This window comes from Pseudofrankia coriaricola (genome assembly GCF_001854805.1).
Lineage (GTDB): Bacteria > Actinomycetota > Actinomycetes > Frankiales > Frankiaceae > Pseudofrankia.
The window spans coordinates 1-21,283 of record NZ_MBLO01000090.1; the positions used below are offsets into that span (position 1 = coordinate 1).

At 66.8% G+C, this 21,283-nt stretch carries 19 protein-coding genes; 16 read left to right on the top strand and 3 right to left on the bottom strand.

Annotation, left to right across the window (positions count from 1 at the left end):
* Positions 1–154: 154 nt before the first annotated feature.
* Positions 155–565: a hypothetical protein gene (locus tag BCD48_RS14830; RefSeq protein ID WP_131803996.1), complete on the bottom strand. Its 411-nt coding sequence runs from the start codon at positions 563–565 to the stop codon at positions 155–157.
* Between the two features lie 181 nt (positions 566–746).
* Here BCD48_RS14830 and BCD48_RS14835 point away from each other — a divergent pair, with 181 nt between their 5' ends.
* The 16 genes from BCD48_RS14835 to BCD48_RS14910 all read left to right on the top strand — a co-directional run bounded on the left by BCD48_RS14835 (position 747) and on the right by BCD48_RS14910 (position 20,252).
* Entirely contained in the window at positions 747–1,619 is an 873-nt protein-coding gene (locus BCD48_RS14835; RefSeq protein ID WP_241841737.1) for an SDR family NAD(P)-dependent oxidoreductase, read from the top strand.
* A gap of 700 nt (positions 1,620–2,319) precedes the next feature.
* Positions 2,320–3,831 carry a sugar ABC transporter ATP-binding protein gene (locus BCD48_RS14840; protein WP_071048953.1) on the top strand — a complete coding sequence of 504 codons (1,512 nt, stop codon included), beginning with the start codon at positions 2,320–2,322 and terminating at the stop codon, positions 3,829–3,831.
* Positions 3,832–3,852: 21 nt separating this feature from the next.
* On the top strand, positions 3,853–4,920 hold the full coding sequence (locus BCD48_RS14845; protein ID WP_083418656.1) for an ABC transporter permease: 1,068 nt from the start codon (positions 3,853–3,855) through the stop codon (positions 4,918–4,920).
* 58 nt (positions 4,921–4,978) lie between these two features.
* Positions 4,979–6,118 (top strand): sugar ABC transporter substrate-binding protein, encoded by a 1,140-nt coding sequence (locus BCD48_RS14850; protein WP_071048955.1) that lies wholly within the window; start codon positions 4,979–4,981, stop codon positions 6,116–6,118.
* A gap of 114 nt (positions 6,119–6,232) precedes the next feature.
* A complete protein-coding gene (locus BCD48_RS14855) occupies positions 6,233–7,921 on the top strand; it encodes an MDR family MFS transporter (protein ID WP_241841734.1) in 1,689 nt (562 codons plus the stop codon).
* Positions 7,922–8,504: 583 nt separating this feature from the next.
* Entirely contained in the window at positions 8,505–9,791 is a 1,287-nt protein-coding gene (locus tag BCD48_RS14860; protein ID WP_198543245.1) for a cytochrome P450, read from the top strand.
* A 95-nt stretch (positions 9,792–9,886) separates the two neighbouring features.
* Positions 9,887–11,320, top strand: a complete 1,434-nt coding sequence (locus BCD48_RS14865) for an aldehyde dehydrogenase family protein (RefSeq protein ID WP_083418657.1) — start codon at positions 9,887–9,889, stop codon at positions 11,318–11,320.
* A 109-nt stretch (positions 11,321–11,429) separates the two neighbouring features.
* On the top strand, positions 11,430–12,758 hold the full coding sequence (locus BCD48_RS14870) for a cytochrome P450 (protein WP_198543246.1): 1,329 nt from the start codon (positions 11,430–11,432) through the stop codon (positions 12,756–12,758).
* 28 nt (positions 12,759–12,786) lie between these two features.
* The gene (locus tag BCD48_RS14875) at positions 12,787–12,978 is read left to right on the top strand and encodes a ferredoxin (protein ID WP_071048959.1); all 192 of its coding nucleotides are present in this window, start codon (positions 12,787–12,789) and stop codon (positions 12,976–12,978) included.
* A 9-nt stretch (positions 12,979–12,987) separates the two neighbouring features.
* Positions 12,988–14,229: an NAD(P)/FAD-dependent oxidoreductase gene (locus BCD48_RS14880; RefSeq protein ID WP_071048960.1), complete on the top strand. Its 1,242-nt coding sequence runs from the start codon at positions 12,988–12,990 to the stop codon at positions 14,227–14,229.
* A gap of 62 nt (positions 14,230–14,291) precedes the next feature.
* Entirely contained in the window at positions 14,292–15,386 is a 1,095-nt protein-coding gene (locus BCD48_RS14885) for an NAD(P)-dependent alcohol dehydrogenase (protein ID WP_241841735.1), read from the top strand.
* An 85-nt stretch (positions 15,387–15,471) separates the two neighbouring features.
* Positions 15,472–15,978: an HtaA domain-containing protein gene (locus tag BCD48_RS14890; protein WP_071048962.1), complete on the top strand. Its 507-nt coding sequence runs from the start codon at positions 15,472–15,474 to the stop codon at positions 15,976–15,978.
* A 288-nt stretch (positions 15,979–16,266) separates the two neighbouring features.
* Positions 16,267–16,467: a hypothetical protein gene (locus BCD48_RS46260; protein WP_241841738.1), complete on the top strand. Its 201-nt coding sequence runs from the start codon at positions 16,267–16,269 to the stop codon at positions 16,465–16,467.
* A gap of 169 nt (positions 16,468–16,636) precedes the next feature.
* Positions 16,637–18,145: an MmgE/PrpD family protein gene (locus BCD48_RS14900; protein WP_071048964.1), complete on the top strand. Its 1,509-nt coding sequence runs from the start codon at positions 16,637–16,639 to the stop codon at positions 18,143–18,145.
* A 16-nt stretch (positions 18,146–18,161) separates the two neighbouring features.
* Positions 18,162–19,055, top strand: coding sequence for a methylisocitrate lyase (prpB, locus tag BCD48_RS14905; RefSeq protein WP_071048965.1), 894 nt, complete (start codon positions 18,162–18,164; stop codon positions 19,053–19,055).
* A 33-nt stretch (positions 19,056–19,088) separates the two neighbouring features.
* Positions 19,089–20,252 carry a bifunctional 2-methylcitrate synthase/citrate synthase gene (locus tag BCD48_RS14910; protein WP_071048966.1) on the top strand — a complete coding sequence of 388 codons (1,164 nt, stop codon included), beginning with the start codon at positions 19,089–19,091 and terminating at the stop codon, positions 20,250–20,252.
* Here the strand turns inward: BCD48_RS14910 and BCD48_RS53585 are convergent.
* Positions 20,180–20,674 (bottom strand): ISAs1 family transposase, encoded by a 495-nt coding sequence (locus BCD48_RS53585; protein WP_071048967.1) that lies wholly within the window; start codon positions 20,672–20,674, stop codon positions 20,180–20,182. The genes BCD48_RS14910 and BCD48_RS53585 overlap by 73 nt on opposite strands.
* 6 nt (positions 20,675–20,680) lie before the next feature.
* Complete coding sequence (locus BCD48_RS53590) at positions 20,681–21,076, bottom strand: transposase family protein (protein ID WP_241841736.1); 396 nt, start codon at positions 21,074–21,076, stop codon at positions 20,681–20,683.
* Positions 21,077–21,283 lie beyond the last annotated feature (207 nt).

Here is a 21,283-nt window from a genome sequence, read left to right on the forward strand (position 1 = left end):
GTTCATCTTCGCCAACAGGCGGCCCTAGCCGTCGCAGTGCGCGCCATGAGGACGCCGGCTCCAACGAGGACGGAAATACGCCAGCCGTGCGGCGGCGCTTGGGCGTTAGCACGGCACGAACGGGAGACGGTGCGTGGGGACGGTCCCCTGCGCATCACTCCTCGCTGTTAGCCAGGCGGAGGATGAGGYCGGTGAAATAGTCCGCGATCTTCGTGGCGGTACCTCGGCCGTCAGCCTCGACGATCTGCAGCGCCCCGGCATGCACGAGTGCGGTGACAGCACAGGCAGTCAAATTGGGCAGCGGCGGGTTACCGAACGTCAGCCCCCTAGCGCCATGCATGAACTTCACGCCGGCCTCCCGGTACACGTTCGCATAGCCGGGCGGCCCGTCATCGCCTAGCATTACCCGCGATATCTCGCGCGTCTTCCAGATATCCATGAGATAAGCCTTGGCGCCCGCCGCGTATAGGGCGGCCGGACGGGTCTCGCCAGCGGCACGGGCCCGCTCGGTCGCCTTCTTCGATGCGTTGGCATTCCGGTTGAGTGCCTCGCTCGCCAGAACCATGAACACCTCGGCGTCAGCGCGCGATTCGACGCGAAGTCGCCGCGGGAGTCAATTTGATAGAGTAGGATTCTAGGATGCTGCTCGAACGGGTGGCGTCGAAAGACCGGTTGAACGAGCCGACCAGAGACGATCGAAGGAGCTGTGAAGCGTGGCTGACTGGCTGAAGGACCGGGTTGCGGTGGTGACCGGGGCAGGTCGTGGCATCGGCGCGACGATCGCCGCGACGTACGCCCGCGAGGGCGCCGCCGTTGTGGTGAACGACCTGGGCGGCACCGGCGACGGGAAGGGCAGCGACACGACGCCAGCGGAAGAAGTGGTGAGCAAGATCGCCGCCGAAGGCGGAACGGCGATCGCGGACTACACCGACATCACGGACCACGCCGCCGCCGCCGCCATGATCCAGCGGGCGATCGACGAGTATGGCCGTCTCGACATCCTGGTCAACGTCGCGGGTATCCTGCGGGACAAAATGATCTTCAACCTCGTGGAGGAGGACTGGGACGCCGTCATCGCGGTGCACCTAAAGGGGCATTACAACACGATCAAGCCGGCCGCAAGCCACTGGCGCGGCCAGCGGGACGAGAACGCGCACAACCGGATCATCAACTTCACGTCGATCTCCGGCTTGCACGGCAGCGCGGGACAACCCAACTATGCGGCAGCCAAGATGGGTATCGTCGGTCTCACGTATTCCTGTGCCAACGCGCTGCGCCGCTACGGGGTAACGACCAACGCCATCTCTCCGGGAGCAGCGTCCCGGCTGGTCGCGACCATTCCAGCCGGCCGCAACCCGGAACCCGACAACGGGCCAGGGCCGGAGCACCTCGGCCCGATCGCCACTTACCTGGCCAGCGAGCGCTCGGGCTGGCTCAACGGCCGGGTTGTCGGCGCGCGTGGACCCTCGGTCGAGCTGTACAACATCCCGGAACCGATCCGGGTCGTGAGCACGCACGACTTCTGGGACATGGAGACGCTGGCCGGGCTGGTCGAGACAAATTTCCGTGCGCCCGCGAAGCAGCCTCTGACGCCGCCGTGGTTCGCCAAGGAGAATTAGGGCTGCGTTCGAGGCTCTACCGACTTAGTCGTGGGCTTGATCGCCGAAAGAAGTCGTCCTCGGCGCGCGCCCGCCGTTCGCGTTGCTAGGTTGCGTTTCGACGAGTGAACGCCTACCTAGCAGGGGAGAACGGCGTGCGCGCGTCCGCCGTGGTCCGGGGGCGGGTAGCGGGCTGGCGCGCGAAGTAGACCCGCATCGTCGTTGCCGCGAGCCGGAAATCCGCAGGTACCGCCCACCACGCGCTCCCCGTCCGCTCTACACACGAGATCCGGTCCGCTGGGTTCGATGGCGGTGCTCGGCGGACGGCCATCCCTAGTCGGCTCCCGGACCAAAGGCTCGACACCCCCGCCGCGCATCAGACAGAGCCGACGGTTACCGAGGAACGCGACGGGACACCCGCGCACCCTCGCCTGGCTCGGGCACCGGGTACGATGCCGCGCCGCACCCCACCCACAACGTGTCAGACACGCTGATACCAGGCAGCACCTCTGGGCGGCCAGCAACTCGAAATCGAGCCGTTGACTAAAATAGTGTTCTAGGATTCAATTGCACGATCCGGCCGACCGACGCGGGCGGCTATGTACCGAGAGGTGATGTCATGATTAAGATCGCGACAGCCTCGTGCCGGGGGGACCGAGATGGTCGTTACAGTGCCTGAACCCACGTGGTCCCACTTATTGCGACCGATCCCATCCAGAGCGTGAACACCGCCGTGGAACATGAAGACGCTCTGACGGTCGCGGGAGTGCACAAGAGCTTCGGCCCGAACCTTGTGTTGAACCGGGTTGACCTACGTATCCGCAGGGGCGAGATTCGCGCGCTGATCGGACTCAATGGCAGCGGCAAGTCGACTCTGATAAAGATCCTTGCCGGCTTCCATGCGGCCGATGATGGGCAAGTAGCCGTCGGCGGCCAACCGCTGAGTCTCAGCGGTCACCAGGCTCATGGCTCCGGCGCGGGATTGCGTTTCGTTCATCAGGATCTCGGACTGGCGGCCAATCTCAGCGCCGTCGACAACATGGCTCTTGGCTTCCGATATCCCCGTACCAAGCTCGGCACCGTCGCCTGGGGACGCGCACGCCGAGACGCGCGCCGATCACTTGAAGAACTCGGCTACAATTTTGATCCCAGCCAGACCATCGATCGGCTGAATCCCGTCGAGCGAACCGGTACCGCGATCGTTCGTGCGCTGGCCGGCACCGACGAGTCAGTCCGGCTGTTGGTCCTCGACGAGCCGACCGCCGCCCTGCCGGCCACCGAGTGCGCACGGCTGTTCGACGCGGTCCAGCGCCTCGCCGACCGAGGCGTCGCCGTGCTGTACGTGACCCATCACCTCGACGAAGTCTTCGAACTGGCGCATCGAGTGTCCGTCATGCGCAACGGACGGATGGTCGACGACTCGGCGGTCGCCGACCGCACGCACGACCAGTTGGTCGAGATGATGGCAGGTAGACCGGTGACGAAGGAGGCGGCCCGCCGCGGCGAAAGCGCCGCTCAGGGGGCGGCCACACTATCCGTCACCGGGCTGCGAACCGGCCGGCTGGCCGGCGTCGACCTGCATGCCAGCGTGGGCGAAATCGTCGGTATCGCGGGCATCACCGGATCCGGGCGGGACGAGGTGGTGCCCGCGATCATGGGAGTCATTCCTCGCGAAGGGGAGATTCGGACGGGCGGGCGAGTCGTGCCGCCCAGGCGGCCACACCGCGCCGTCGCCTCCGGAATCGCCTGCGTGCCGGCGAACCGCATCGACGACGGCCTCCTACCGTTCATGTCGATCAAAGACAACCTCACCATCGCCGGACTGCGGGCCTTCGCCGGGCGAGGGTTCATTCGTCGCGAGGCCGAGGCCCGCTCCGCCGGTGCATGGATTGCCCGAATGGCGGTACGCCCTGGCATTCCCGCCCTGCCCGTCATCGTTCTCAGCGGGGGAAACCAGCAGAAGGTCGTGCTCGGGCGATGGTTGGCGACGGAGCATACCGTTCTTGTGCTCGACGAGCCGACCCAGGGCGTCGACGTCGAGTCCCGGGTCTCCGTGTATCGGGAACTGCGTGAAGCAACTTGCCGCCTGGCCGTCCTGATCTGTTCTTCCGACTCGGAAGAACTCGCACAGCTCTGCGACCGAGTCCTCGTGCTCCGCCGCGGCCGTATCGTGGCCGAGCTCACCGCCCCTACCAGCGCGGGCGAGATCGACGCGATCGCGCTCGGCTCCTAACCTCGACGGTGGTGAAACTCGATGACCTCATCCGAAACGCCTGTGCAGATCCGCGAACCCGAATTGCCCTCACCGAATCCGCTTGTTCCTGCCAGTTCAGCGATGAACACGGTTGTGAACCGTATCGGACTCGTGCGCTTCAGCGGAATCTACGGGCTCGTCGCGCTAATCATCTTCTTCGGCGCCACCCAACCCGATCTGTTCCTGACCGAGACCAACCTCAAGGTCATCTTAGTCAACTCGGCGATCACCGGCCTGCTCGCGATCGGCATGCTCGTGCCGATGGCCGCCGGGCTGCTCGACCTTTCTTTTGGCAGCATCGCCGGCCTCTCGGCGGTTTTCATGGCCTGGGCCACCACGCGCACCGACATCGACACCTACGTGGTCGCGCTGGCCGCCATCCTGCTTGCCGGAGCGCTTGGGCTGGGCTCTGGCCTGCTCGTCGCGTTTATCAAACTGGACAGTCTCATCGTCACCCTGGGCATGTCGTCGGTGGCGCTCGGCATTACCGAGTACCTGAGCCAGGGGAACACGCTCACCGCCAATCTCAGCCCGTCCTTCGTACACATCGGACTGGACTCGATCGGACCGATCCCGATCCTCGCCATCATCCTCGCGATCCTGGCGGTCTGCATGTACGTCTGGCTCGAGCACACCCCGGGCGGTCGGTTCGTTCTCGCCAGCGGCAACAACTACAACGCCGCACGCCTCGCTGGGATCAACGTCCCGAAAATCCAATCTCTTGCACTCGCGTTCAGCGGGCTGATCGCCGGCCTGGCGGGCGTTCTGCTCATCGCCCGCGTCGGATCCGCCACCAGCACAGCTGGTCAGGGCTACCTGCTGCCCGTGGTGGCGGCGCTATTCTTGGGCTCGACCCAGGTGCTGTCCCGGCCGAACGTCGTTGGCACGATCATCGCCGTCTACCTGCTCGGGACCGGCGTGCAGGGAATCCAACTCCACGGCAACCAGCCGTGGGTCAGCAACATGTTCAACGGCCTGGTTCTGCTGGCCGCGATTTCGGTGGCGCGGCTACGCGGTCGCCAAAGTCGGCGACTGAACCGAAAGCGTACCCAACCCCAAGCCGCCTAACCCTCTGCCGGCAGCGTTTCGCCGTTCCAACTTCGTCCTTAACGATAGGAGATCTACCATGCGACGATTAGGTATTCTGCTCGGTGCCGCCGCGCTGGCAGCCGGCGCTATCACCAGCTGTTCCAGTTCCCCGCCCGCAGGCGGGTCGGGTTCAGATACGAACTCCGCCGCCTCGTTCGAGGCCGCTGTCGCGGCTTACACGAAGCAGCCGGCGACGATCGGGGACGCGCCTGCTCTCACGTCGGCGCCGCCGGCCGGGAAGAAGTTCGTCCAGATCAGCCTCGGAACAGGATATGACCAGACTCTGGCGGCAGGATTCAAGGCCGCGACCGCCGAGATCGGCTGGAGCTACAGTGTCTTACAGGCCAATCCCATCGACCCGTCCACGACACTGTCGGCGCTGACGACGGCCATCAACTCGGGTGCCGACGTGGTTGTGGTCGCCGCGACGCCGATCGCGGTGTGGAGAAGTGCCATCCCGGCGGCGCGCGCCAGCGGCACGTTGATTGTGAGCGTGGCAGGTGCCGAGGATCTCGATGCGGAGCCAGCCCCGGACGGCGTGCTCTACGTGCGCAACGGGCCCGCGGACGGACAGGTCTTTGGGTCGATCCTTGTCGACGTGGCGCTAGCGGACGCTGGGCCCGACGCCAAAGACATTCAGATGGTCACAACTGAAGTGCCCCAGTTGGGTGCCCTGGCCACAGCCACCACCGCTGCGGAGCGGACTCGCCTCGCGGAGAAGTGCCCGTCTTGCACGCTCGAAGTCGTGCAGGTGCCGTTTGCCGACGTCTTGAGCGGTAAGGGGGCCCAGGACATCGTGGCCTATTTGCAGCGCCGTCCGAAGACGGAGTATGTAATCGTCAATCCTGGTCAGTCCGCTAGCGGTCTCAGCCAGGCGATCAGGGCGGCGTCACTCCCCCCGGTCAAAATTCTTGGTAATTCGCCGGGTGCCGACGGGCTCAAAGACCTCAGCGCTGGTGACAACCTCGCGTGGCTGGTGGCGCCGTTTCAGTTGCAAGGCTGGCAGATAGTTGACGTCGCGATCCGCTCGTTCGAGAATCTGCCTTTCTACACCTGGCCGCCGAGTTTGTGGCTGGTCACCCAGAAGAACGTGCACGATATCGCCGACTTTGCCGATCCCGAGTTCCCGTCGGATATGGCGGACCAGTTCCTCCGACTCTGGAAGGTGAACGGATAGTCACGGTCGATCGCCGACTCGAGGGCTCGTCTTCAGCACGGCGTCCTACACCACCGGATGCCCACCGAAATTAGATGACGCGGCCAGCTCGCCCGCCTCGTAGCGAAGGGAGACGTGGACAACCTGATGGCATCCCCAACCCCCGGCGCTGCAACGGCTCAAACCGCCGTCTCCCGCGGTTTGAGCCATAGGCAGATCTTGACGGTCTTGCCGGGCCTGCTGCTCGGAATATTCCTCGCCGCACTCGACCAGACGGTCATGTCTACTGCGATCCGGACGATCGGCGACGATCTCAATGGTCTGTCGATTCAGGCGTGGGTGACGACCGCGTTCCTGGTCACCGCGACGATCGCGACGCCGGTGTACGGCAAGTTGTCTGACATCTACGGCCGCAAGCCACTGTTCATGATTGCGATCGCGGTCTTCATCGTTGGCTCGGTGCTCTGCGGGTTGGCGAACTCGATGTACATGCTTGCCGGGTTCCGCGCTTTGCAGGGGGTCGGTGCCGGCGGCGTGTTGCCGCTCGCGTTCGCCATCGTCGGCGACCTCATCCCGCCCCGTGACCGCGGTCGGTATCAGGGCTACATCGTGGCCGTCTTCGGCACGGCCTCGGTGCTCGGCCCGGTGACCGGCGGATTCTTCGCAGGCCAGCCAACGATTCTTGGCATCTCCGGCTGGCGCTGGATCTTCTACATCAACGTCCCGCTCGGCATCCTGGCGTTGTACGTCGTCCTACGCGTCCTAAAGATCGACCACCGCCGTCGTGACCAGCGCATCGACTGGTGGGGCGCGGCTTCGCTTGTTTTCGCGCTCGTTCCGTGGTTGGTCATCGCCGAACAGGGCCGTACGTGGGGTTGGCAGTCCGGCGGTGCCTACGGGTGTTATCTGCTCGGCGCGGTCGGGCTCGTCGCGTTCTTGCGCGTGGAAATACGCATGGGTGACGAGGCACTGCTACCGTTGCGGATGTTCCGCGAGTCGATGTTCAGCCTCGGCTCCGCCCATTCGATCATCTTCGGTCTCGGCCTGTACGGCGGAACGTTCACGTTCCCGCTGTACCTGCAGATCGTCAAAGGTGCCTCCCCGACGGAGGCGGGGCTGCTCATGGTGCCGCTCGCCCTCGCCCAGGCATTTGGATCGGTACTCGCGGGTCAGGTCGCCTCGCGCACCGGCCACTACAAGATCTTCCCGATCGCGGGGTCGGTGCTGCTCGTACTCGGCCTGGCGTTGCTCGCGGGGGTGGGCGCGGATACCCCGCTGTGGGAAAGCGCCCTGTACATGGCTATCTTCGGCGCGGGTCTTGGCCTGAGCTTGCAGATAGTCATCACCGCGATGCAGAACGCGGTCGACCCTCGCGACATGGGCGTGGCGACATCGGCGGTCACCTTCTTCCGGCAGATCGGCGGCACGCTCGGAACGGCACTGTTCCTGTCCATCCTTTTCGCCCAAGCGGCCACCAACATCCCGCACGAGTTGTCCAAGTCGGGGGTCAGCCTACCGCCGGGCAGCGCGTTCAGTGTGGACGACACGAGCGGTCTGAGATCCCTACCGGCCACGCTAAGGAATCCGATCATCACCGGGTTCTCTGACGCGATCAGCTTCATCTTCGCCCTCGGAGCCTGCATCCTGGTGATTGGTCTCGTGCTGTCGATCATGCTCCCCGAAATCCCGCTGCGCACGCACACCGGTCCGCAGTCCTCCGATCAAACCATCCGCGCGGAACCGACGCCCGATCCCGGACTCACCAATACATTCGAGGACAGTGGTGACGCCAGCAAGACAAGTATCGCGGGCCCTCTCGCCTGACCCACTCTCGCCCGGCCCCCTCCCGCCTGACCAATACCTCGGCGTTCTTTGCCGAGGCGGCGGTCACGCCCAAAAGGAATGACCCGATGTACAAGCACGTCCGTCCCAGCCGCAGGCGTCCGGTTGTGGCAACGCCGCGAGCGGAGTTCTCGCGGCGTGCACCTTGGCGAAGTCGACGCGGCAGGGCTCGCGTGCGGCTCGAGCGGGCGGCTGTAGAGCTGGCTCGGGTCAGTGCGCGGCTGCGTGGCGCCCGGCTTTCGTCGTCGTCCGCGACGTCCCGGCGTTGACCGTCTTGCGATCGACAGCGGCTGGGCCGAACGTGGGTCGTCGTCCTTCCCCGCTATTCCGCACTCTCGCCGCAGCCAGCAACTCACGACGGCGGAGATTCAAGGTTTACAACTGTTTACCTCGCTGCTAGCGTGAGTATCGAGTCCACTAGCACTAGCGAGGTGAGGCCTGCAGATCTGACGGTAGCTTGTGGCCCAGGCTCGGTACTAGGTCGGCGCCGCGCTAACGGCGCAGGGCCCTTGACTCTGGGCTGTCGGCGTGGTTCTCAGGGAACGGAAGACAAAGGAGGTCGCCAGTGTCGTCGGCAGTGCACGCGACGAGGCACCCGGTCACGACCGGCAAAGACATCTCGAGCACCGCCTTCTGGGCGCAGTCGTTCGAGAAGCGAGACGAGACGTTCGCCTGGCTGCGTGAGCATGCTCCAGTGAGCTGGCACGAGCCGGCGGAGACCTTGGCGATGACGGCTGAGGAGCACGGTGAGGCGGGGTTCTGGGCCGTTACCCGGGCAGCAGACATCACCTATGTCAGCCAGAACCACTCGATCTTCAGCTCGGCGGATGAGTGGGGTGGAGTTGGGTTTGTCCCTAGACCTTCCTTCTCTGGCTCTGGCGGGGAGCCCAACTTTCTCGTCATGGATCCGCCAAACCATACCCAGTACCGGCAAGTGATGAGTGCCGCGTTCACTCCGAAAGCAGTTGGCCGGCTGAGCGCGAAGATAGCGGAGCGCGCAGCGCAGATTGTCGGCGGTGTTGTCGGAGCTGGCGAGATCGACTTTGTGACTGGGGTTGCGGCACGGCTGCCGATGTTGACCGTCGCGGACTTGATCGGCGTACCCGAAAGTCTGATCGAGGAATTCGCACACGCCGGGGACAACTGGATTAACGCGCTTAACCCGGAGATCGTTCCAGCGGGCAAGTCGCCATTCGAATTCATGCTGGAACAGCAAGCGATCTTGCGCAAAATCGGCGTGGACCTGGTCGATTACCGGCGCAAGCATCCCGCCGATGACGTTGCGACCGCGCTGGCAGGCGCGGAAGTCGACGGTAGGAGGATCACGGACGACCAGATCGAGTCAATCATGGTTCTGCTGAGCATTGCCGGCAATGATACCACGAAACAGACGACCACGCTTAGCACGGTCTCGCTGTGGCGCAACCCGGACCAGAAGGCACGGCTGATGCAGGATTTCGATGGCCGCATCGCCAGTGCGATCGAGGAATTCGTCCGGCATGCGTGCCCTGTCCTGACGTTCGGCCGTACCGCGACAAAGGACACGGAGATTCACGGAGTCCAGGTCGACCGAGGGGACAAGCTGGTCCTCTTCTACGGCTCAGGCAATCGGGACGAGTCTGTTTTCGAGGACCCCCACCGCTTCGACCTGAGCCGGGGGCGCAGCCCGCACGTCGCCTTCGGCGGCGGGGGAGTCCATTATTGCTTGGGCAACGGCGTGGCCAAGGCGCAACTGCGGGCGCTGTTCTCCGAGATTCTAACGAAACTGCCGAACATGGAGGTCGGCGAGCCTGAGTTCTCGGTGAACGCGGAGATCCGCAATGTCAAACGTCTTCCGGTCCGGATCCCCTGACAGGGTCGGCCGATGGATATGAGTCCTAGCCACTTCCGGAGCGAATACGACACGGGCCAACCGCGCCACGAAACGGCCCGAAGGAGAGGCACATCGTGACGAGTTCAGTAGCTGCGGCTAGGCCGTTCTCCGCCACGGTCGATGGCGGCGATTTCCCGGCCGACGGAACGTTCGACGTGATCAATCCAGCCACAGGTCAGGTGTTCGCTCAAGCGCCGGCCGTCAGCCCGGATCAACTCGACGCCGTCTTCCACGCCGCGGACCGTGCGTACGCCGACTGGAAAACGGACGAGGCCGCGCGGCGGGCGGCCTTGCGGAAAGCCGCCGATGTGCTCGTGGCATCCGCAGACGAGCTGGCTCCCATTCTTACCGCGGAGCAGGGCCAGCCGTTAAGCGGAGCGCGCGGCGAAATCCTGATGTCCGCCGAGTGGCTGCAGTACTACGCGGACCTCGAGCTACCCCGCGAGATCATCCGTGACGACGAGCACGGCTATGAGGAAGTTCTCCGGCGGCCCTTGGGGGTGGTCAGCGCCATCACTCCGTGGAACTTCCCCATCTCGCTGGCCATGTGGAAGATCGCGCCGGCCCTGCGAGCCGGAAACACGATAGTCGTCAAGCCGTCGCCGTACACGCCGCTCGCGACCCTCGCTCTCGGCCGGCTCCTGCGCGGTGTGCTCCCCGACGGTGTGCTCAACGTAGTCAGCGGGCCGGACCCGCTCGGTGCCGCGCTGGTGTCGCATCCGGTGCCGCGCAAGGTGAGCTTCACCGGGTCGACCGCCGTCGGGAAGCGGGTCGCCGTAGCCGCGGCCGGGGATCTCAAGCGAGTCACCCTGGAACTGGGTGGCAACGACCCGGCGATCGTCCTCGGCGACGTCGACGTCGAGACGGTAGCCCAGCAGATGTTCTGGAATGCCTTCTACAACAATGGCCAGATCTGCCTGGCTGTCAAACGGGTCTACGCGCACGAGGACGTTTGCGCCGACTTGGTCGAGGCGTTGGGCGCGATCGCCGCGGCCGTCACCGTCGGCGACGGCATGGCCGAAGGCACTCAACTCGGGCCTGTAAACAACCGGCCCCAGCTAGAACGGGTCAAGGACCTCGTCGCCGACGCCCTCGGCCACGGCGGGCGCGCCGTCACCGGCGGCGCCCCACTCGACCGGCCCGGCTACTTCTACCCGCCGACCATCCTCGCCGGCGTTTCCGACGGCGTCCGAGTAGTCGACGAGGAACAGTTCGGCCCCGTACTCCCGATCATTCCGTTCCGCGCCGAAGCCGACGCGGTCGAGCGCGCCAACCGGGGCAACTACGGACTCACCGCCTCCGTGTGGTCGGCGGATCGGGACCGGGCGATGGAGCTTGCTACCCGGATCGACAGCGGCCAGGTCTGCGTCAACAGACACGGGGGTGGCGTCCAGAAGCACCTGCCCTTCGGTGGACACAAATGGAGCGGTATCGGCGTCGAGAACGGCCCGTGGGGCCTCCACGAATACACCGACATCCAGGTAGTCATCGGGCCTCCGGCGACGTAACGGACTTCACCGTAAAGGCAAATAGCTGTCCAGAGCAAGCGCTGGGCCCGCATCGTTGACCTGGTGCGCCAGGTCCTCGTGTCGTGACTATGTTCTGGGGACATGCGGTTTGGCGCGATCGCTGGTGCCCGAACGCATGCGAGTCGGAGGTTTACAAATGGCAACCCAGCTGTTCGCGAATGAGCATCCGTTGACGACCGATAAGGATATCTCGAGCGAGGCTTTCTGGCGGAAGACCTTCCGCGAGCGGGACAAGACGTTCGCCTGGCTGCGCAGGAAGGCGCCGGTCAGCTGGCACAGGCCGCTGGAGGATCCGGTGCTGCCCCCCGAGATTCACGGGGAAGCGGGATTCTGGGCGGTGACCAAGGCCGAGGACATTCGGTTCGTGGGCCTGAACCACGAGCTGTTCAGTAACGCGCTCGGGGGCATCTCGCTCCGGCCGATGCTGCCGGCCATGACTCAGAGCGCGTCGTTCCTGGAGATGGATCCGCCCGATCACACCCGCTACCGGCAGATCATGAGCGCGGCGTTCACGCCGCGCGCGGTGGCCAGAGTCAACGCCAAGATCGAGGAGCGCGCCCGACAGATCGTCGGAGGGCTCGTCGGTGCCGGCGATTTCGACGTCGTCGAGGACCTCTCGGCGAGGCTGCCGATGCTGACCGTAGCGGACCTGATAGGCGTGCCTGAGGGGCTCACTCAGACCTTCGCGGACGCGGGCGAGAAATTCATCGGCGCTCTTACCAACCCCGAGAGCCGGCCCGAGGGAGTCTCGTTGTCCGAGTTCGCCGGGGAGCAACTCGGCATCCTGCGGGACATCGGAGTGGATCTCGTGAACTTCCGGCGGACTCGTCCCGGGGACGACATCGCAACGGCACTAGCCAACGCCCAGTTCGACGGGCGCCGGTTGTCGGACGAGGAGATCACCTCCATCATGCGGCTCCTCAGCATCGCCGGTAACGACACGACCAAGCAGACGACGTCCTGGACCGTTCTGGCACTGGACCGCAACCCTGAACAGCGGGCATGGCTGTTGGAGGACTTCGACGGCCGCATCGCCGGTGCGATCGAGGAGTTCGTCCGGTACGCCTGCCCGGTCCTTCAGTTCGCGCGGACCGCGACCCAGGATGTCGAACTGGGGGGCCAGCAGATTCGCCAGGGTGACAAGGTGGCGGTCTTCTACTGTTCCGGGAACCGGGACGAGGCTGTGTTCGAGGACCCGCACCGGTTCGACCTCTCCCGGGGGCGCACGCCGCACGTCGGTTTCGGTGGTGGCGGCATCCATTACTGCCTGGGCAATGGCATCGCCAAGGCCGAGCTCCGCGCCTTGTTCGGGGAGATCCTCACCCAGCTGCCGAAACTCCAGGTGACGGGCGAGCCCGATCTCCTGTTCGGCGAGTTCAGCTCCGGCATCAGGCACCTGTCGGCGCGCACCAACTGAAGTACACCGGTCACTGTAAAGAGGGATCATGAAACTTGTGGTGGACCGGGGTCGCTGCACCGGCATCGGTATTTGCGAGTCCATCGCCCCCGACGTGTTCGAGGTCGGGGACGACGGAGTTCTCGTGGTGCACAGCGAGGACTTCGACGGTAACGAGCAGGTGGCGGAAGCCGTCCGGTCCTGCCCGGCCATGGCGCTGTCGATCGCCGAGGACGGATGAGTCGTGGGGATGTCGAACGGTTCGGTCGCAGGGCCCGGCCTCGTCGTGGTCGGCGCGTCCCTCGCTGGTCTTCGGGCGGTCGAGTCGGCGCGGCGTGCGGGGTATGAGGGCCCTGTCACGCTTATCGGCGCCGAGCCGCATCTGCCGTACGACCGGCCGCCGCTGTCGAAGCAGTTCTTGACGGCTGACCCGGAGCCGGCGTACTACACGACCGAGGAGGCGCTGACCGGCGAGCTCGGTGTCGAGTTGCGCTTGGACTGCCGGGCGTCGTCTCTCGACCCGCCGGCCCGGCAGGTTCGGACGACGACGGGGCCGGTGGCGTATGGGAGGTTGATCGTCGCGACGGGGGCGGAGCCGCGGGTCCTCGCCAACGTCCGCCCTCTGGAGGGCGTGTGGACACTGAGAACCCTGGACGACGCGGTCGCGCTGCGGGTCGCGCTACGTTCGGCGCGCAAGGTCGTCGTGGTGGGTGCCGGGTTCATCGGCTCGGAGATCGCGTCGTCGGCGCATTCCCGCGGCGCCGAGGTCACCCTCGTGGAGGCTGCGCCGGTGCCCCTGGTCAGGGCCGTCGGCGAAGTGGTCGGCGAATCCCTCTCTCGGCTGCACACCCGCAACGGCACCCGCCTAATCTGCGGCGTTCACGTCGAGCGGATGGTCGGCAACGAGCATGTCGAGGCCGTCCGCCTTTCCAGCGGTGAGACCCTTACCGCTGATGTCGTCGTGGTGGGCGTAGGCGCGGCGCCGGCGACCTCGTGGCTCGGCGGGTCCGGCATCCAGCTGGACCCGAGGGACGGCGGCATCATCTGCGATGCGTATCTGGAGACATCGCTCCCCGACGTCTACGCGGCGGGCGACGTGGTGCATTGGCCCAACGCGCTGCTCGACGACACCGTGCGGCTCGAGAACTGGACGAACGCGGCGGACCAGGGAGCGCGGGCGGCGGTCAACGCGCTGTTCCCCGACCGCAGAAGGCCGCACGAGACGGTGCCGTACTTCTGGAGCGACTGGTACGGGCACCGCATCCAGTTCGCCGGCACCGCGATGGCGGACAGCGTGACGTTCGCGTCCGGCGGGCCCGACGAGGACCGGTTCGTGGCCCTGTACCGACGCGGGGCTCGCCTCGTCGGTGCCGCGACCCTCAACGAGCCGCGCAAGATCATGAAGTACCGCCGCTACATCGCCGGCCGGGGGACCTGGGCCGAAGCCCACAAGGTCCTGGTGGCCAGGACACCGGTTCCCGCCACCGACTGAACCTGCGAGATCACGCACGAGAAGAGGACCACATCCCGATGCCCTATACCCCGTTGACACAGATGAGGGCGGCTGTCCTGCGCGCCGCAGATAGGCCTTACCTGCTGGAAGAGGTCTCGCTCGACGACGTGCGGCCGGGCGAGCTGTTGGTGCGAATTGCCGGATCCGGGATGTGTCATACCGACATGGTCGGGCGCGATCCGGCCTTCTCCTCGCTTCACCCGATCATCCTTGGGCATGAGGGCAGCGGGATCGTCGAGAAGGTCGGCAGCGGTGTCACAGCGGCCAAGCCGGGCGATCACGTGCTTATCAGCTTCGCCTCATGTGGGTCTTGCTCGACCTGCCTGAGCGGGCAGCCGGCGTACTGTCATGAGTTCGAGGCGAGGAACTTCTCCGGGCGGAACGCCGACGGCACCACCAGTGCGCGGGGGGCCGACGGCGGGCCCATCGCGAACCGCTGGTTCGGGCAGTCGTCCTTCGCCGAGTACGCCATCGCGACGGAGCGGAACGTCGTCGTGGTGGATCCGGAGCTGCCGCTGGAGTTGCTCGGCCCGCTCGGATGCGGTCTGCAGACCGGCGCGGGCGCGGTGCTCAACGAGATGCGGCTCGCACCGGGGCAGTCGATCGCGGTGTTCGGCGCGGGCGCAGTCGGCCTCGCGGCCGTGATGGCCGCCAAGCTCGCGGGGGCAAGCGACATCGTTGCGGTCGATCTCCAGGAGCACCGCCTAGGCCTCGCTCTCGAGCTCGGCGCCACGCGAGTGGTTCTCGGGAGCAAGGACGACGTCGTCAGCCAGGTCAGGGGGGCGGGTCCCGGCCTCGACTTCAGCTTCGAAACCACGTCGGCTCCGGCGGTCATGTCGGCTTCCATAGCGGTGCTCGCGCGGCCCGGCACGGCCGTCCTGGTCGGCGCAGGGAACGGCCTCCTGTCGGTCGACCCGCTCGAGCTGTCCGGCAAGAAGGTCACCTTCGTACTCGAAGGCAGTGCGGTGCCCCAGATCTTCCTGCCCCGGCTCATCTCCTTCTGGCGGCAGGGACGCTTCCCCTTCGACAAGCTGATCCGCACCTACCCGCTCGAGGACATCAACGCCGCCGAGGCGGATGCCCGATCCGGCAAGACCATCAAGCCGGTACTCCTCACCGGCGCGAAGAAGAGCTGAGGATCGGACATGTCCGTGACCGATGTCCGTCCGGAGCTTTTTCCCGCACCGTCAACGCGGGTTCACGGACGAGAGCAGGAGGGGCGTGTTGCTGGGACCTCGCGCGGATCATGAAGGCCTGGCGATCGGCGGCCTGGCGATTCCCTCCACCCTGCGCTGGGACGTGAAGGCATCCTTCCGCTCCTATGTCGAGTCGGCCGGCGGCGCCGTTCACGTACATGAGCACGCCACCGAATCCGCAGAAGGGTTCTGCTTTCCGCTGCGCTCGGCGGTGAGCGAGACCGACGGCGGCCATCTGCTGCAGTACAGCGGCTCGGTGCACTTCCGTGCCCACGGCGGCCTGCTCGACGTCCTCGTCGACACGCCGTGGCTGCACCTGACCGGACCAACTGCCCGACTGAGCATCCGCGGCACGGAGGCCACCAGGACCGCAGGCGCCCGGCTGATGCTTGCCGAGATCGAACCCGGAGGCCCGGGGCTGATCAGCGGCGCGGCCAGCTCGCGAGTCGTACTCACTGACCAGGGCGCCGTGCTCTTCGACTTCCGGTACCCGGGCGGGACAGAACTCGCACCCGTCTCGCTAATCGGCTGACGGGCACGAGGGTCGGCTGCGGCGTCGAGACTGAGGCCCGGGGCTCCCGGTCGTCGCTAGAGTGAGGAACTCCCTGAACCCGTGGACGGCGGCGCCGCGATAGTGTCTATCGCAGTCTTTCCGATCGAGCAGCCAGCCGACTCGCTTTCGGTGAGCGGGGCGTCCGTCGGCTGGTCGTGGTCCGGAGTTGACCCCCGGTCTGCGCAGTCGTGATGGCGCGGTTCTCTCCATATTCGGGTGACGCTGCGCTACCTCGACACGTGGCTGAGAGGCATCGGCGCTGTCGCGATGGGTGGCCTTATGACGGACGCCGCGGCAGCCGAGATCGCCCGATGCCAGCTCTGGCAGCGGATCCGCATGGTCGCGCTCCGCGACGACGGCCGCGCGGTGACGCGCGAGTTCGTCGACCGTTCATCGCGGACGAGCCGGCGGCCGCTGAGGCCGAGCTCGGCGAGGGCAACCGGACAGCGGACGCGGTCTCCGTCCTGACCCGTACCGCCCTCAACGGTGAGCTCACGGCTTTCGTCACGACCGCCGCCGATCAGATGTACCTGGCGGTCAGTCCCGGGCGCGCCGCGGCGGCCCGGCCGGAGAAGGCCGAACCCGGCTTCGACTCCAACCCCGGTTTGACGGACGACTCAGAAGAAAGCGTGAACGCATGATCGACCACAAGGTCCGCGTGTATCCGAGCGCCGAGCGGCTGGCCCGGGAGGACCAGCTCGCCTGGAAGATCGCGGCGGTCGGGGCCGACCCGGTCGAGGTCACCGACGACGTCGCCGACATGGTGATCAACCGAGTCATCGACAACGCTGGGGTCGCCGCCGCGTCCCTGGCCCGCGGACCCGTGACCGCCGCCCGCGACCAGGCGCGGCGGCACAGTGCCGGCGCCGGTCGCGCCGGCGCGACCGTGTTCGGTGCGCCGGGTCACGCCCGGGTCTCACCGGAGTGGGCGGCGTGGGCCAATGGTGTGGCCGTCCGCGAGCTGGACTTCCACGACACCTACCTGGCAGCGGACTACTCCCACCCCGGGGACAACATTCCGCCGGTGCTGGCGGTCGCCCAGCAGCTGGGACTGGATGGCCAGGCACTGGTGCGCGGGATCGTGACCGGTTACGAGATCCAGGTCGCGCTCGCTCGTGGGATCTGTCTGCACAAGCACAAGATCGACCACATCGCGCACCTCGGCCCGTCCGCCGCCGCCGGCATCGGCACCCTGCTGGGCCTGCCCACCGCGGCCGTCTACCAGGCCGTCCAGCAGGCCCTGCACACGACCACGACGACCCGCCAGTCCCGCAAGGGCGAGATCTCGAGCTGGAAGGCCTACGCACCGGCGTTCGCCGGCAAGCTCGCCGTCGAGGCGGTGGACCGGGCGATGCGCGGGGAGGGCGCCCCGTCACCCGCCTATGAGGGCGAGGACGGGTTCATCGCGTGGCTGCTGGACGGGCCCGGTGGGCAGTACGTGGTCTCGCTTCCCGCGCCCGGAGAGCCCAAGCGGGGCATCCTCGAGACCTACACGAAGGAACACTCCGCCGAGTACCAGAGCCAGGCACTGATCGACCTGGCCCGCCGCCTCGGCCCCCGGATCGGGGATTTCTCCAGAGTCCGCTCCATCGCCATCCACACCAGCCATCACACCCACTACGTGATCGGTTCCGGTGCGAACGACCCGCAGAAGTACGACCCGAGGGCCAGCCGGGAGACCCTGGACCACTCCATCCCCTACATCTTCGCGGTCGCTCTGCAGGACGGTGACTGGCATCACGAGCGCTCTTACGCCCCCGAACGAGCGGCCCGGCCGGACACGGTCGCACTCTGGCGGAAGATCACCACGCGAGAGGATGCGGAGTGGACGCGGCGCTACCATGCCGTTGACCCCGCCGAGAAGGCGTTCGGCGGAGCGGTCGTAGTCGAGTTCGACGACGACACGGTGCTGACCGACGAGATCACTGTCGCCGACGCGCACCCGCTCGGCGCCCGTCCCTTCGGCCGGGAGCAATACGTCGGCAAGTTCCGCCGCCTCGCCGAAGGTGTGATCGCCACCGCAGAACAGGACCGGTTCCTCGACCTCGCGGTCCGCCTGCCCGACCTCGTTCCTGACGAGCTCGCCGGGCTCACCCTCACCCCGGACCGGCCACCTCTGGTCGGGGAGACCCAGGGAATCTTCTGACCGGGAGACCAGTCCGATGCTGCACGCGAAAACACCCGCTCACCTGCGCCGCGCCGCCTTCCGTGAGGCGCTGCGTTCCGGTCGGTTGCTGCGTTTTCCCGGCGCGTTCAACCCGCTGACCGCCGTCCTGATCACCGAGCTCGGTTTCGACGGCGTCTACGTCTCCGGCGCGGTGCTCTCCGCCGATCTCGCCCTGCCCGACATCGGCCTGACCACGCTGACCGAGGTCGCCGGACGAGCCGGACAGATCGCCCGGGTCACCGATCTGCCGACGCTCGTTGACGCCGACACCGGTTTCGGCGAGCCGATGAACGTCGCCCGCACACTCCAGGTCCTTGAGGACGCCGGGCTGGCCGGATGCCACCTGGAGGACCAGGTCAACCCGAAGCGGTGCGGGCACCTCGACGGCAAGTCCGTGGTCAGCACCGAGGAGATGATTCACCGGATCCGCGCCGCCGTCACCGCTCGCCGCGATGACAACTTCGTCATCTGTGCCCGCACCGACGCCCGGGCGATCGAGGGTCTGGACGCGGCTATCGAACGGGCCCGCACCTACGTTGATGCCGGCGCCGACATGATCTTTCCGGAGGCCTTGGCGGACGCCGTCGAGTTCGAGGCGATGCGCAAGGCGGTCGACGTGCCGATCCTGGCGAACATGACCGAGTTCGGGAAGAGCGAACTCCTCACCGCTCCCGCGTTGGAATCCGTCGGCGTGAATCTGGTGATCTACCCGGTCACGCTGCTGCGGATCGCGATGGGAGCCGTCGAGGACGGGCTGCGCCGCCTCCTGGCCGACGGCACGCAGGCCGCGCTGGTCGACGGGATGCAGCACCGTTCCCGGCTCTACGAACTCCTCGACTACCCCGCCTACAACACCTTCGACACCAACACTTTCAACTTCCGGATCTGAGCGTCCGGTACTCCCTGGGGAAGGACGTCTGCCATGACCACCGTCGAACCGTCGGTGCGCAAGGGTCTGGCCGGAGTCGTCGTCGACACGACTTCCGTCTCGATGGTGAACCCGGAGACAAACTCGCTGACCTACCGCGGCTACCCGGTCCAGCAACTCGCCGCCGAATATTCCTTCGAGGAAGTCGCCTATCTCATCTGGTACGGCGAACTGCCCACTACGGAGCAACTGTGCGGGTTCACCGAGGCCGAACGCGCCCGCCGCTCGATCGACCGGACCCTGATGGGCCTGCTCGCGCGGCTGCCGGAGACCTGCCATCCGATGGACGTGCTGCGCACGGCCGTCAGCTACCTCGGCGCGCAAGACCCCACCGAGGACGACGGCACGGTCGAGGCCAACCGGATCAAGGCGCTCGACCTGATGGCGAAGCTACCCACCGTGGTCGCCCTGGACCAGCGCCGCCGCCGCGGGCAGGAACCGATCCTGCCCGACCCGACCCTCGGGTTCGCCGGGAATTTCTTCCACATGTGCTTCGGTGAGGTTCCCGACCCCGAGGCCGTCCGCGCCTTCGACGTCTCCCTGATTCTCTATGCCGAGCACAGCTTCAACGCCTCCACCTTCACCGCACGAGTAGTGACCTCGACGCTGTCCGACCTGTACAGCGCGGTCACCGCCGGCATCGGCGCCCTCAAGGGCCCGCTGCACGGCGGCGCCAACGAGGCCGTCATGAACATGATCGACGAGATCGGTGACCCGGCGGACGCCGAACGCTGGATGCTCGACGCCCTCGCGAACAAGCGCAAGGTCATGGGATTCGGCCACCGCGTCTACAAGGCCGGCGACTCCCGGGTCCCCACCATGCGCGCCGAGCTCGACCGGGTCGCCAAGACCGGCGGCGAGCCCGGCGAACGGCTCATGGCGATCTACACCACGCTGGAGACCGTCATGCTCCGGGAGAGGAACCTGCACCCGAACCTCGACTTCCCGGCCGGCCCCGCCTACCACCTCATGGGATTCGACATCCCGACGTTCACCCCGATCTTCGTCATGTCGCGGATCACCGGGTGGACGGCGCACATCATCGAACAGCTGGCCGCCAACACTCTCATCCGACCGCTGTCCAGCTACGTGGGCGTGGGCGAGCGCAGCGTCCCGCTCGCCGCTCGCCGGCTCGCTGGTAGCGCGGGGCTGGCCTGATGCGTCGGCAGGCTCGTGACCGCGTGGATGGTCTCGGTCGTTGTCTGGCCGCCGGTCAGGGGCCCGCGGCGGCGGGTGATCTGGATGGCCTGGGCGGCGTGCGGGAAGTCGATCCCTGCGCGGACCTCGGTGGCCTTCACGGTCCGCCGCTCGGCGCGACCGTGGCCGCGGTTGGTCGTCCGGCAGGCGGTGCGGGCCTTTGTCCAGGGCAGGGCGGTGGGCTGGGCCGCAAGCGTCGGGCGGTTCGCCTTGACGATCGGCAGGTAGTGGGCGCCGTGCGCGACCAGCCAGTTGGCCGTGTCGTCCTGGGTGTGCAGCGCGTCGGCGGTGATGACGGTGTCGGTCAGGTCGACGGTGGCGAGCAGGTCCTTGATCGTGGGGATCTCGTTGGTCTTCGCGTCGACGGCGCACTGGCCGAGCACGACGGCCTAGCGTTGGTCGAGCGCGGCGAGCAGGTGCCGGCCGGCCGTGTCACCGGCCCGGCTGCCGCGCAGGGTCTTCCCGTCGCCCGCGACCCGGCGCCGCTGGCCCTTGCCGGGCTCGGTCCTGCCGGCGACCCAGGCTCCCAGCGCCGCGTCCAGGGCGTCGGCGTCGAGCAGGGCGAAGACCCGGCGGAACGTCGAGACGTCCGGGACCCGGACGATCCCGAGCCGGCCGGCGACCGCCTCGCCGGCGTCGGCGGCCCATTCGGCGATCGCCGTGAACGAGCGGGCCCCGACGAGCACCGCGCACGTCGCCAGCGTGAGCACGACCGGCAGCCGGTGGCGCCGGCCACGGCGTTTCCGCGGGTCGACGACCTGCTCGGACACCGCGAGCAGATCCACCGGCGGCACCCGGCGGCCACCGACCGGCGCCACGGCGGCCAACTGATCCAGGACAGGGACAGCCGACGATAATGGTGCGGCGGGCATGGCACCTCGAGGACGATCAGGCTGGCGTAGGAACCTCCATGATCATCCGAGGGTCATGCCCGTCCTCTTTCGGCCCCGCCCACCAGCACCAACCCGCGCCCTGGAACCACCGGAAACCCT